At 67.9% G+C, this 12,912-nt stretch carries 10 protein-coding genes; all 10 read left to right on the top strand.

Features of this window, described 5'->3' with window-relative positions; translation table 11 throughout:
* Positions 1 to 118 precede the first annotated feature (118 nt).
* On the top strand, positions 119 to 2,815 hold the full coding sequence (locus AKI39_RS20235; RefSeq protein WP_066640159.1) for an ABC transporter transmembrane domain-containing protein: 2,697 nt from the start codon (positions 119 to 121) through the stop codon (positions 2,813 to 2,815).
* Positions 2,816 to 3,021: 206 nt separating this feature from the next.
* On the top strand, positions 3,022 to 4,308 hold the full coding sequence (locus tag AKI39_RS20240; protein WP_066640162.1) for a glycosyltransferase: 1,287 nt from the start codon (positions 3,022 to 3,024) through the stop codon (positions 4,306 to 4,308).
* Between the two features lie 12 nt (positions 4,309 to 4,320).
* Positions 4,321 to 5,049, top strand: a complete 729-nt coding sequence (locus AKI39_RS20245; protein WP_066640165.1) for an SDR family oxidoreductase — start codon at positions 4,321 to 4,323, stop codon at positions 5,047 to 5,049.
* A complete protein-coding gene (locus AKI39_RS20250; RefSeq protein WP_066640168.1) occupies positions 5,040 to 5,636 on the top strand; it encodes a D-glycero-alpha-D-manno-heptose-1,7-bisphosphate 7-phosphatase in 597 nt (198 codons plus the stop codon). Before AKI39_RS20245 ends, AKI39_RS20250 begins: the two co-directional genes overlap by 10 nt.
* Complete coding sequence (locus AKI39_RS20255; RefSeq protein ID WP_235610687.1) at positions 5,633 to 6,913, top strand: glycosyltransferase family 9 protein; 1,281 nt, start codon at positions 5,633 to 5,635, stop codon at positions 6,911 to 6,913. The genes AKI39_RS20250 and AKI39_RS20255 overlap by 4 nt, the downstream gene beginning before the upstream one ends.
* A gap of 90 nt (positions 6,914 to 7,003) precedes the next feature.
* Positions 7,004 to 8,743 carry a carbamoyltransferase family protein gene (locus AKI39_RS20260; RefSeq protein WP_066640173.1) on the top strand — a complete coding sequence of 580 codons (1,740 nt, stop codon included), beginning with the start codon at positions 7,004 to 7,006 and terminating at the stop codon, positions 8,741 to 8,743.
* Positions 8,744 to 8,808: 65 nt separating this feature from the next.
* Positions 8,809 to 9,792: a glycosyltransferase family 2 protein gene (locus AKI39_RS20265; protein WP_066640176.1), complete on the top strand. Its 984-nt coding sequence runs from the start codon at positions 8,809 to 8,811 to the stop codon at positions 9,790 to 9,792.
* Complete coding sequence (locus AKI39_RS20270) at positions 9,789 to 10,931, top strand: glycosyltransferase family 9 protein (RefSeq protein WP_066640179.1); 1,143 nt, start codon at positions 9,789 to 9,791, stop codon at positions 10,929 to 10,931. The genes AKI39_RS20265 and AKI39_RS20270 overlap by 4 nt, the downstream gene beginning before the upstream one ends.
* Positions 10,921 to 11,892: a glycosyltransferase gene (locus tag AKI39_RS20275; RefSeq protein WP_066640181.1), complete on the top strand. Its 972-nt coding sequence runs from the start codon at positions 10,921 to 10,923 to the stop codon at positions 11,890 to 11,892. The genes AKI39_RS20270 and AKI39_RS20275 overlap by 11 nt, the downstream gene beginning before the upstream one ends.
* Complete coding sequence (locus tag AKI39_RS20280; protein ID WP_066640183.1) at positions 11,889 to 12,887, top strand: UDP-glucuronic acid decarboxylase family protein; 999 nt, start codon at positions 11,889 to 11,891, stop codon at positions 12,885 to 12,887. The genes AKI39_RS20275 and AKI39_RS20280 overlap by 4 nt, the downstream gene beginning before the upstream one ends.
* Positions 12,888 to 12,912 lie beyond the last annotated feature (25 nt).

Consider the following 12,912-nt stretch of genomic DNA (forward strand, 5'->3'; position numbering starts at 1 on the left):
GAAGCCGACACACCTCCTGACAAAGCTGTTCCACCGGCACCGAGCCGGGGCAGCTCCGCCTTAAGGCACAAACCTTGCCGCCACGGCGGCGATCCGTAACTCATCCTGGGGGAGAGGAATGGCAGAGGAAGCATCCCGCTACGCGCGCGCCGAAGTGCTGCGCATCTTGAGCCGGTCTTTATGGAAATACCGCAAGCGCGCGGGCGCGGCCCTGGTGCTGCTGGTGTTGGCCAAGGCCTTTGCGGTGGCCGTCCCCGTCGCCCTGAAAATGGTGGTGGACCAGCTGAGCAAGCCCGGCGCCGAACTGGTGCTGCCGGTCTTCCTGCTCATCGGCTATACGCTGTTGCGCTTCGCCGGCGGCCTGTTCACCGAACTGCGCGACATCGTCTTTTCACCGATCGCGCAGGCCACCGTGGCCGACTTCAATATGCGGATTTTCGAGCACCTGCATCGGCTCGGCGCGCGCTTCCATGCCAATCGCCAGACCGGCACCCTGGCGCGCGACGTCGAGCGCGGCACCAACGGCATCGGCTTCCTGATGGGCACCGCCCTTTTCACGCTGCTGCCCACGCTGGTGGAAATCGGCTCCGTTGTGGTGATCCTGGTCGGCGCCTACGACCTGTGGTTCGCCGGGATCGTTGGCGCCACCTTCGCGGTCTATGCCACCGTCACCTATGTGCTCACCAAGCGCCGCATTTTCTACCAGCGCATGATCAACGAGCTGGATTCCGCCGCCGGCGGTCGCATGGTCGACAGCCTGCTCAACTATGAATCCGTCAAGGTCTACACCAACGAAGCCACCGAATCGCGCCGGCTGCGCGAACTCCTGGACCGCTGGCGCGCCATCGGCATCGACAACCAGCGCGCGCTGTCGACGCTGCACATCTGCCAGAGCGCGGTCATCGCCCTGGGCGTGGGCGCCGTCATGCTGCTGGCCGGGATGAAGGTGACCGGCCGCGCGATGACGGTCGGCGACCTCGTCCTGGTCAACGCCTACATCATCCAGATCTGCCTGCCGCTGAATACCCTGGGACTGGTGTTCCGCCAGACCAAGGAAGCCATGATCAACGCGGAACAGGTGTGCACGCTGCTGCGCCTGCCGCCCGAGAGCGATCCCGATGTCCCGCTGCTTCCCTTCGAACCGACCCGCGGCGAACTGCGGTTCGACAGCGTCAATTTCTCTTATGAACCGGGCCGGCAGATATTGTGGGACGTCAGCCTGCACGTCCCGCCCGGCGGCACGTTGGCGGTGGTGGGCGGCAGCGGCTCGGGGAAATCCACGCTGGGACGCCTGCTCTTCCACTTCTATGAAGCCGATTCCGGGCGGGTCTGCGTGGACGGCGTGGACGTACGATCGGTGGACCCCACCAGCCTGCGCCGCTATCTCGGTATCGTGCCGCAGGACACGATGCTCTTCAACGACACCATCGCGTACAACATCGGCTATGGCAGGCAGGGCGCCTCGATGGCAGATATCATCGAGGCCGCCAAGGGGGCGCGGCTGCACGATTTCGTTCAGAGCCTGCCGGCGCAGTACGACACGGTTGTCGGCGAACGCGGCGTCAAGCTCTCGGGCGGCGAACGCCAGCGCATCGCCATCGCGCGCGCGATCCTGAAGAATCCCCCCATCCTGCTGTTCGACGAGGCGACCTCGGCGCTGGACACGCGTACGGAACGCGCCATCCAGGCCGAACTGGACCGCATCTCGCAAGGCCGCACCACGCTGATCATCGCGCATCGGCTGTCCACCGTCGTGGACGCCGACGAGATCGTCGTGCTCGAGCACGGACACATCGTTGAACGCGGCAAGCACCAGGACCTGCTTGCACGCAACGGCATCTACGCGCAGATGTGGGCCCTGCAGCGGCAGCAGAGCGAATTGGAAAAGGCCGGTACGCGGGAGTCCGCGCAACCCGTCAACCTGGCGGCGCTGGTTGCCGCCGTGCTGGACGGCATACGCCATGTCATCGACGAGAAATGCATCACGCTCTATACGGAACTCAGTATGGAGAATGCCCGCGTGACCGGCGACCCGAGCGTACTGCAGCAGACGATCTGGGACATGTGCCTGAACGCCATCGCGGCCACGCCTGCCGGCGGGCGTATCGAGTTGAGCCTGCGGCGCGCGCAAGACAGCGCGCGCCTGGCCGTCACGGATGGGCGTCTACCGCCGGCCGACGCGGCGGCGCTCGGTGTCGGGGAACAGATGAATGCCGTGCTTGCGGACAGGCCGCCGCTGGACGTGATGCATGCGCGCGCCGACATCGAAAAATTCGGCGGCCGTTTCGGCACCGAGCCGTCGCCGGCCGGACCGGGCCGCACGTATTGGCTCGAGATGCCGATGCGCGCGCCCTCCACGCCCACGCTGCCGCTGGTCGGCCCCGTCCCGCCGGTGTCCCTGCAGGGCGCGAGCGTCTTCCTGGTTGACGACAATGAAGAGGAGCGCGCTCGCGTGGGCGGCGCCTTGCAGAGCGCCGGCGCCACGGTGCGGAACTTCAAGACCGGCGCGGCCGTGCTCGATACGCTGCGCGACACGCCCGCCGAAGGCTGGCCCGATGTGCTGATATGCGACGTCACGCTGGATGACATGGACGGCTACGCCATGGTGGCCGCGGTACGCCAGCTCGAAGCCGAGCGCGGCACCAGCCTCGCGCACCGCTTGCCGGCCATCGCCATCTCCGGCCACTCCGCATCGGAAGGCCGGTTGCGCGCCTTGATGGCGGGCTACCAGACGCACTCCGCGCGGCCCGCGGACACGCAGTCGGTGATCCAGACCACCGCCAGGCTCATGAGTGAGAAGTTCCAAAGCGTGTAAACGCTACGCACATGCATGGATGAGCAGGGCATCCACCGGAGAACCGTTACACGAGAACCGTTACACGCGATGCGATATATCGGCACGGTGCTTGCGTTCGACGGCTGCCCGAGCAGAGGATGAGTCAACACACCACGCGACACGCGCGGCAAGCGGCTTGGTTCTCGATTCAGCGGCCTGAGATATCGACCGGTATGGAGAGAACTATGCGAAGAATCGCCATCGTGAGTGAACACGCGTCGCCCCTGGCGCTGGCCGGCAGCGTCGATAGCGGAGGGCAGAACATCTACGTCGCGCAGATCGCGCGGCACTTTGCCCGGCAGGGCCACCTGGTCGATGTCTTCACCCGCGCGGACAGCAGGCGTCTTCCCGCTGAAGTGGCATGGGAAGACAACGTACGCGTCATCCACGTGCCCGCGGGTCCCGCGCGGCAAATCCCCAAGGAACAGCTGCTGCCCTACATGGGCGCCTTCGGCGATTTCCTGTTGCGCCATTTCTCCGGCCATCCTCGCCGCTATGACATCGTGCATGCCAACTTCTTCATGTCCGCGCTGGCGGCGATGCCGGCAGCGCGCGCATGCGGCATTCCGCTGGCGGTGACCTTCCATGCGCTGGGACGCGTACGCCGCAAGTTCCAGAAAGAAGCCGACCTTTTTCCGGAGTGCCGCTTCGACATCGAGGATGACATCATCGCGCGCGCCGATCGCATCATCGCGGAATGCCCGCAGGACAGGCAGGACATGATGGAACTGTATGGCGCGGATCCGCGCCGCATCTCCATCGTGCCCTGCGGCTACGACCCCGCCGAGATGCTGCCCATGGACCGCGCGCGGGCGCGCGCCGAACTGGGCTGGAACGACAACCGGTTCACCCTGCTGCAGCTGGGCCGCATGGTGCCGCGCAAGGGCGTGGACAACGTGATACGTGCCCTGAGCCGCCTGCGACACCGCCACGGCGTCGATGCGCGCCTGTGCGTGGTGGGCGGCAACAGCGCGACACCGTCGGAAACCGCGACGCCGGAGCTGGCGCGGCTGCGCGCCATCGCGCGCGAGGAAGGCGTGCTGCCACACGTGGAGTTCACGGGACGCCGCGATCGCCTGCAGCTGCGCGCCTACTACTGCGCGAGCGATGTCTTCGTCACGACACCGTGGTACGAACCTTTCGGCATCACGCCGCTGGAAGCCATGGCCTGCGCCCGCCCCGTGGTGGGCGCGGATACCGGCGGCATCCGGTATTCGGTGCGCGATGGCGAAACAGGCTGGCTGGTGCCGCCCAAGGATCCCGACGCACTGGCCGACCGGCTGGCGCTGCTGGCGCGCGACAGCCTGCTGCGCCATCGCATGGGAGAGGCGGGACTGCAACGCGCGCGCAAGCACTTCACCTGGGATTGCGTCAGCCGCCAGTTGCTGGACATCTTCGAAGAAATCATGGCCCCGGCGACCGTGCCGGACGCCGTTCCCGCGCCCGCGGACAGCGCGCGCGCCATCGCCTGAGGAGCAGCTTGAATGCGTGATACCGATTCATTGACCCTGTCCGGCCGCGTGGCCATCGTTACCGGCGGCGGCAGCGGCCTGGGCAAGGCCATCTGCGAAACGCTGGCCGATGACGGCGTGCGCGTGGTCGTGGCGGACTACGACGCCGGTTCCGCGCAGCGCGTCGCGGAGGCGCTGCCCGACAAGCGCGGTACGGCCTTGCACCTGGACGTGGGCAACGAGGAACAGGTGCGCGATGCGCTGCGCCAGACTGCGGAACGGCATGGCCGGGTGGACATCCTGATCAACAACGCAGGCGTGGACGTGACCGCCCCGCTGGAAGAACTGCAGGTCGCGGATTGGGAGCGTGTGGTTCGCACCAACCTGACCGGCCCCTTCCTGGTGTGCAAGTACGGCCTGGACCATCTTGGCAAGGGCGGTCACATCGTGAACATCGCGTCCACGGCGGCGCGCCGCGCCTGGCCCAACGCGTCCGTGTACCACGCGACCAAGTGGGGCTTGATGGGCCTGTCCCACGCCCTGCACGCGGAGCTGCGCCCCAGGGGCATCAAGGTGTCGGCCGTCATCGCGGGCGGCATGCGCACGCCCTTTCTGCTGGATCGCTTTCCCGACATCGACGCCGGCACGCTGCAGGATCCGGCCAACGTCGCGCGTGCGGTGCGCTTCCTTCTCACCCAGCCCGAGGAAACCGTCATTCCGGAAGTGATGGTGCTACCCATGCGCGAGACCTCATGGCCATGAAGCCGGCAATCTTCCTGGACAAGGACGGCACGCTGCTGGTCGACGTTCCGTATAACGTGGACCCGTCGAAGATGGAGTGGGCCCCCGGCGCGCGCGAAGGGATTGCCCTGCTGGGCAGGCTGGGCCACCCATTGATCGTGATCAGCAACCAGCCCGGCGTGGCCCTGGGCCATTTCGACGAGGCGGCGCTGGGCGCCGTGCGCCGCCGCCTGGCCGTGATGTTCCGCGTCCAGGGAGCGCGCCTGGAGGGCTTCTACCATTGCCCGCACCATCCGCACGGCACGCGGCCCGGCTATGCCGTTTCCTGCCTCTGCCGCAAGCCCATGCCGGGCTTGTTGCGCCGGGCGGCCGCCGACCACGGCATCGACCTGCGCGCATCCTGGTTCGTGGGCGACATCCTGAACGACGTGGAAGCAGGCGCACGCGCGGGCTGCCATACCCTCCTGCTGGACAACGGACACGAGACCGAATGGGTGCGCGGACGATGGCGCACGCCGGACGACGTGGCCCCCGACCTCTTCATGGCCGCCCGCCTGATCGCCCAGAAACTCCGTTCCGCCACTGTGCGCGGCAAGGAGACGGCATGAGCGCCGCCGCGCGGCCGCCCGAAGGCGGCGCTCCCTCCCTTGGGGAGGCAGCCGCGCAGCGACAGGAGGGCTCATCATCCAGCGCGCCCGCGCGGCCGCCCGAAGGCGGCGCTCCCTCCCTTGGGGAGGCAGCCGCGCAGCGACAGGAGGGCTCATCGTCCAGCGAGACCCCCATGGCCGCGGGCTGGGACGAGGCGCGCAATGTGCTGTGCATCCGGCTGGACAACATGGGCGATGTCCTGATGACCACGCCGGCGATGAGGGCCTTGAAAGGCGCGTTGCCGGGACGCCGCCTTACCCTGCTGGCATCCCGCTCCGGCGCCGCGATCGCGCGCCACGTACCGGAAATCGACGAGGTCATCGTCTACGAGGCGGCATGGGTGAAGAATGCCGGCAGCCCCCCGGACACCTACCACGCGACCGTCGATCGGCTGCGCGCCTGCCGCTTCGATGCCGCCGTCATTTTCACGGTCTACAGCCAGAGCGCTCTGCCGGCCGCCTTGATGTGCCACGCGGCGGGCATCCCGCGAGTGCTGGCCTACAGCCGCGAGAATCCTTATCACCTGATCAGCGACTGGGTGCGTGAGGTCGAGCCGCTGCCCGAACCGCGGCACGAAGTACAGCGCCAGCTGGATCTGGTCGCGACGATAGGCGTGCAGGCCGTCGACACCGGCCTGTCCTTTCGCGTCGACGACGCCGACCAGGAAGGGCTGGACAGGACACTGCGCGCGCACGGCGTTGCGCTGTCGCACGGCTGGGTACTGGCGCATTGCGGCGCGACGGCCGAATCGCGCCGCTACCCCACGGCGCTGTTCGCGCAGGCCATCGACATGCTGGCGGGCGCGGGCGAACGCGTCATCCTGACCGGCTCGCCCGACGAGCGCACCCTGGTGGACGAGGTCGTGGCACGCAGCTGCGATCCACGCAGGCTGGCGAACCTGGCCGGCGCGCTCACGCTGGGGGAGTTCGGCGCCCTGGTCGCGCGCGCACGCCTGCTGGTGTCGAACAATAGCGGCCCGGTCCATATCGCCGCGGCCCTGGGCACGCCGGTGGTGGACCTCTACGCCCTGACCAATCCCCAGCACACGCCCTGGCAGGTGCCCCATCGGCTGCTGTATCGCGATGTGCCTTGCAAGTATTGCTACCGCAGCGTCTGCCCGCTGGGCCACCACGCCTGCCTGAGCGCCGTGGATCCCTCGCAGGTGGCCCAGGCGGCATTCGAACTGCTGGAAAGCCATGCGCGTGCACGGCCGCCGATCATGATCGAGGCGGCGTAGACGACCAGGCCAAGCTGCGCGACGGAAGCATCGCGGCCGGCACGGCCGCACCCGATCCAACAGGACAACGAGCGTCAAAAGGACAAGGCTATGTATACATTGGGCATCAATGCCGCGTTTCACGACTGTTCCGCCACGCTGGTGCGCGATGGCGTCGTGCTGGCGGCGGCGGAAGAAGAGCGTTTCACCCGCGTGAAGCACGGCAAGCGGCCGGTGCCTTTCACCACATGGCAACTGCCCTATCATGCCATCGATTACTGCTTGGCCCATGCCGGCATCGCCTTGCATGAGGTGGACCATGTCGCGTACTCCTTCGATCCCACGTTGCTGGTCGGCGCGCGCAGCCTGCCGGAGACCATCGCGCTTCCCCTGGAACCCTCCCGCCAGCCGCGCGGGCCGGACGGCCAATCGCCCTGGGATCCCCTGTTCCTTTCCTACATCGTCAATGCGCCGCGGCAGTTGATCGGCGGCGCGCCGCACCACCTGCGCAAGCGCTTCGAGGGCCTGACGCTGGAACAGCTGCAAAGCCGCTGGCATTTCGTGGAGCATCACCTCTCGCATGAGGCCAGCGCCTTCCTGGCGGCGCCCTGCGACGACTGCGCCGTGCTGACCATGGACGGCCGCGGTGAACGCGCGACCACCAGCTACGGGCATTTCTCGAAGGGGCGCTATCGCCGGCTGAAGCAGATCGACCTGCCCAATTCGCTCGGGCTGCTGTACGAGGACGTCACCGAGTACCTGGGATTCCTGCGCTCGTCCGACGAATACAAGGTCATGGCGCTGGCGTCCTACGGCAAGCCGGAGCACGTGGACCTGTTCCGGCAGATCGTGCGGCTGGACAAGGAGGGCGGCTACCTCATCGAGCCGATGAATCTGGTAAGCCGCTTCGGCCCCGCCCGCAAGTACGGCGCGCCGTTCGAACAGCGGCATATGGATATCGCGCATTCGCTGCAAAAGGTGCTGGAGGAAACCGCCCTGCACATGGCGCGGTGGCTGCACGCGCAGACAGGCGCGCGCCACCTGAGCATGGCCGGCGGCGTGGCGCTGAACTGCGTGATGAACGCACGCATCGAGGCGGAAGGTCCCTTCGAATCGGTATGGGTACAGCCCGCGGCGGGCGATGCCGGCACCTCGCTGGGCGCGGCCTTGTGGGTGGACTACGAGCGGCGCGAGTCGCCGGGACGCCACTGGACGATGCAGCACGCCTACCTGGGACCCGAGTATGCCGATGAGGAAATCGAGCGGCTGCTCGATCGTTCGCGGCTGGCCTATCGTCGGCTGGACAATGTGGCGGAGGAGGCGGCCGAGCTGCTGGCCCAGGAAAAAATCCTGGGCTGGTTCCAGGGCCGCATGGAATTCGGCCCGCGCGCGCTCGGTGCGCGCTCCATACTGGCCTCTCCCCTGGACACCGCCATGCAGGCCAGGCTGAACGGATTGAAGGACCGCGAGGACTTCCGCCCGGTCGCGCCCGTCGTCATGGAAGAACGCGCGCACGAATGGTTCGATGCGCGCGGCGCCGCGCGCATCTGCGCCCCCTTCATGCTGTTCGTCTACGACGTCCTGCCGCATCGCGAGCGGCAGATACCCGCCGTCCGGCACATCGACGGCACGGCGCGCGTGCAAACCGTGCGGCGCGACCAGCACGCGCTGTACTACGACCTGCTGGCCGCCTTCGAGCGGCGCACGGGAGTACCGGTGCTGGTGAACACTTCGTTCAATACGCGGGGCCTGCCCGTGGTGTGCTCGCCGCGCGATGCACTGGAGTCCTTCTGGACCTCGCCGTTGGACGCGCTGGTCATCGGCAGCTACGTCGTGGAAAAGCCGGTATGAACGGCATGGACAGGGCCGCGGCAAGCCGGCCTGGAGCGTATGAACCGACATGACAGGATGAACCGATGCGTGCAGAAGCCACACCCCGGATATCCGTGGTGGTTCCCACTTACCGCCGCCCCGACCTGCTCGAGCGCTGCCTGGGCGCACTGTTGCGCCAGACGCTGCCGTCGGCGGACTATGAAATCATCGTCTGCGACGACGGCCCCAGCGACGCCGCCCGCCAGACCGTCAGCAAGATGACACCCGTGGCCGGCGGACCCTCCGTGCGCTACATCCCGGTAACGGCCACCCAGGGCCCGGCGGGCGCGCGCAATGCCGGATGGCGCCACGCCCGCGCGGAGCTGATCGCCTTCACCGACGACGACACGGTTCCCGACCCGGCGTGGCTGGCCGCGGGCCTGGCCGCCTTCCGGCCCGGTGTCGACGCGCTGTCTGGCCGCATCGTCATGCCGCTGCCGCCCAACCCCACCGACTACGAGCTGGACGCCAGCCGGCTGCAGGACGCGGAGTTCGCGACGGCGAACGTGTTCCTGCGGCGCGCCGCCCTGGAGCACGTCGGCGGCTTCGACCCCCGCTTCCGCCTGGCCTGGCGCGAGGACTCGGACCTGCATTTCGCGCTGATGGAGCACGGCCTGCGCATCGAGCGCGCGCCGCAGGCCATCGTCGTGCATCCCATCCGCCCGGGCGCCTTCGGCGTCGGCATGGGCATGCAGCGCAAGATCGTCTTCGACACCCTGCTGTACAAGAAACATCCCAGGCTGTATCGCGAACGCATCCGGCCGCACCCGCCGTGGTTCTATCTGTCCGTGACGGCGCTGCTGCTGCTGGCGCTGGGCGCGCTTGCGGCCGGCTGGCTGCCCGGCGGCGTGGCGGCCCTGGCGGCTTGGGCGGCGCTGACGGGATGGTTCAGCCTGCGGCGCCTGCGCGGCACGCGCCGCACACCGGATCACATCGCGGAAATCGTCGTGACCTCCGCCGCCATCCCGCCGCTGTCCATTTTCTGGCGCGTCGTCGGTTCGCTGCGCTATCGGGCGGGGTTCCCATGATGGATGATCTGTGGCAGCCGCGGCCGCGCCGCATCGCCATCTTCCGGGCCCTGCAGCTGGGCGACATGCTTTGCTCGGTGCCCGCGCTGCGCGCGCTCAGGCAGCATAGTCCCGATGCCCACGTCACGCTGATCGGACTGGACAACGCCGGCCCCTTCGTCCGCCGCTTCCACCGCTACGTCGACGAGCTGCTGCCGTTTCCCGGCATCCCGGCCTTTCCAGAACAACCCGCGCGCCCCGACGCCCTGCCCGCCCTCTATCGCGAGGCCCAGGCGCGGCGGTTCGATCTGGCGGTGCAGCTGCACGGCAGCGGCACCTTGTCCCTGCCCATCGTCCGGGCCCTGGGCGCCCGCGCCCATGCGGGCTTCGTACCGCGGGCGGACATGGCCCGGCCCGGCCGGCTTATGCCATGGCCCGACCATCTGCCGGAACCGCTGCGCTACACCGACTTGATGCGCTTCCTGGGCGTGCCGGTGCACAGCGATGCCCTGGAGCTGCCGCTGTCCGCCGAGGACCGCGACGAGGCGCGGCTGCTCGCATCGCAGGCGCGCTTCGATCCTGAACGCACCGTCTTCGTCCACCCCGGCGCCCGGCTGCGGTCGCGGCGCTGGCCCGCGGAGCGATATGCCCAGGTCGCGGCCGCGCTGACCCGCCAGGGGTGGCGCATCGCCGTCACCGGCAGCGATGGCGAGCGTGCCTTGACGGCGGAGGTGTTGCAGGCCGCCGGCCCCACCGCCGTCGACCTGACAGGGCGCACGTCGCTGGGCGGATTGGCGGCGCTGCTGTCGCGCGCGCCCCTGCTCGTATGCAACGACACCGGCGTGTCGCATATCGCCGCCGCGGTTGGCACGCGCAGCGTGGTGGTGGCCTGCGGCAGCGATACGCATCGCTGGGCGCCGCTGGACCACGCGCGCCATACGGTCATCGCCGACTATCCTCCCTGCCGGCCCTGCGCCCATGAAGACTGTCCCATCGGGCATGTGTGTGCCCTGAACGTTTCCGTTGCCGCGGTGCTGCAGGCCATCGCCGCCAAGCTTGGCGAGGACGCCGTGCGCATGGTGGACGGCTTGCCGCCGCCGCGCGCGGTGGGCGTCGTCGCCCACCCGGCGATGGAAGAAAGGAGCAGCCATGCCGCGTAGCGCCATCCCGTCGCGTCCGCTGCGTATCCTTACCTGGCATGTGCACGGCAACTATCTCTATTCGCTCACGCGGGTGCCGCATGAATTCCTGGTGCCCGTGCGCGCCGGCAACCCGTCCGGATACGGGGCGCTGGGCAATCGCATTCCCTGGGGCCCGCATGTGCGCGAAGTGGCGGCCGATTCGCTGCGCGACACGGCGTTCGATTGCGTCGTCTACCAGTCGCGCGCCACCTACGAGGAGCGGGAGCGGCTATTGTCCCCCGAGCAGCTCGCGCTGCCCTGCGCCTACATCGAGCATGACCCGCCGCTGCCGCACCCCACGGATACCGCGCACGTGTTCCAGCACGAACGCGGCATCCTCGTCCATGTCACCCACTACAACCGCGCCGCCTGGAATAACGGCGGGATGCGCACTGCCGTCATCGAGCATGGCGTACCCGCGCCGCAGCTGGCGTCGGAACAAGCCCGGGTGGCGCGCGGCATCGCGGTGATCAACCATCTGCGCCGGCGCGGACGGCGCATGGGCGCGGACTTGTTCGAGCAGGCGCGCGAACAGGTGCCGCTGGACCTGATCGGGATGGATTCGGAATCGATGGGCGGATTGGGCGAAATCCCCAACATGGAAGTCGGCCCCTTCGTATCGCGGTATCGCTTTTTCTATAGCCCCATCCGCTACACCAGCCTGGGCCTGGCGCTGATAGAAGCCATGATGGCGGGCCTGCCCGTGGTCGGCTTCGCGGCAACCGAGCTCGCGCGCGTCATCGACAACGGACGCAACGGTTATATCGATACCGATCCCGGCCGTCTCATCGACGTCATGAAAACGCTGATAGACGACCCGCGCCTGGCGGCATCCTGGGGTGCGGAAGCAAGAAAGACAGCGTTGCAGCGCTATGGCATGGACCGCTTCGTGGGGGATTGGAACGCCCTGTTCCACAGGCTTATGGGAGATACGCAATGATCCAGGCTTTTCCTCGTCCTTTGCGCGTGCTCGTGTCGGGCGGCGCCGGCTTCATCGGCTCTCATCTGTGCGCGCGGCTGCTCGACAAAGGGCACACCGTCCTTTGCCTGGACAATTTCTATACCGGCCAGGTCCAGCACGTCGAACCCCTGAAGAACAATCCGCGCTTCACCTTGATCACGCACGATGTCGTGGAGCCCTTCGACGCGGAGGTCGACCGCATCTACAACCTGGCCTGCCCGGCCTCGCCCATCCACTACCAGACGCAGCCGGTGCATACGCTGCGCACCTGTTTCATGGGCGCGATGAACATGCTGGAGCTGGCCCGCAAGACCGGCGCGCGCATCCTGCAGGCATCCACCAGCGAAGTCTACGGCGACCCGCAGGTGCATCCACAGCGCGAAAGCTACTGGGGCCACGTCAACCCCATCGGCGTGCGCTCCTGCTATGACGAGGGCAAGCGCTGCGCCGAGACGCTGTTCCACGACTACGCCCGCGTATACGGGGTCAAGATCAAGATCGCGCGGATCTTCAATACCTACGGCCCCAGCATGGCGCCCAACGACGGCCGCATCGTCTCGAACTTCATCCTGCAGGCGCTGCAGGGCCAGGCCATCACCATCTATGGCGACGGCAGCCAGACCCGCGCCTTCTGCTACGTGGACGATATGGTGGATGCACTGGAGCGGCTGATGGAAAGCCCGGAAGACGTGACCGGGCCGATCAACCTGGGCAACCCGGAAGAGCTGACGGTGCTGGACATCGCCAAGCGCATCCAGCGCCTGGCGGGCACCGACGTGCCGCTGGTGTTCCATCCGCTGCCGCCGGACGACCCGACCCAGCGCTGCCCGGATATCGGCCTGGCGGCGCGCGAGCTCGGGTGGGCGCCGCGCGTGCCGGTCGACGAAGGGCTGCGGCATACTATTCGCTACTTCAGCCAGTTCGTGAACGCCGATATCGTGCGGTCGCCCGCGCGCGCCGATGCGTCGCTGTAGGCGCCGCCGATACGGAATGGCGCAC

The organism is Bordetella sp. H567 (assembly GCF_001704295.1).
GTDB lineage: Bacteria > Pseudomonadota > Gammaproteobacteria > Burkholderiales > Burkholderiaceae_B > Bordetella_C.

Excerpts from the sequence above, each read along its gene's own strand:
- AKI39_RS20275 (WP_066640181.1), top strand. The coding sequence starts at position 10,921 with ATGCCGCGTAGCGCCATCCCGTCGCGTCCGCTGCGTATCCTTACCTGG.
- AKI39_RS20265 (WP_066640176.1), top strand. The coding sequence starts at position 8,809 with ATGCGTGCAGAAGCCACACCCCGGATATCCGTGGTGGTTCCCACTTAC.
- AKI39_RS20235 (WP_066640159.1), top strand. The coding sequence starts at position 119 with ATGGCAGAGGAAGCATCCCGCTACGCGCGCGCCGAAGTGCTGCGCATC.
- AKI39_RS20270 (WP_066640179.1), top strand. The coding sequence starts at position 9,789 with ATGATGGATGATCTGTGGCAGCCGCGGCCGCGCCGCATCGCCATCTTC.
- AKI39_RS20260 (WP_066640173.1), top strand. The coding sequence starts at position 7,004 with ATGTATACATTGGGCATCAATGCCGCGTTTCACGACTGTTCCGCCACG.
- AKI39_RS20240 (WP_066640162.1), top strand. The coding sequence starts at position 3,022 with ATGCGAAGAATCGCCATCGTGAGTGAACACGCGTCGCCCCTGGCGCTG.
- AKI39_RS20255 (WP_235610687.1), top strand. The coding sequence starts at position 5,633 with ATGAGCGCCGCCGCGCGGCCGCCCGAAGGCGGCGCTCCCTCCCTTGGG.
- AKI39_RS20245 (WP_066640165.1), top strand. The coding sequence starts at position 4,321 with ATGCGTGATACCGATTCATTGACCCTGTCCGGCCGCGTGGCCATCGTT.
- AKI39_RS20250 (WP_066640168.1), top strand. The coding sequence starts at position 5,040 with ATGGCCATGAAGCCGGCAATCTTCCTGGACAAGGACGGCACGCTGCTG.
- AKI39_RS20280 (WP_066640183.1), top strand. The coding sequence starts at position 11,889 with ATGATCCAGGCTTTTCCTCGTCCTTTGCGCGTGCTCGTGTCGGGCGGC.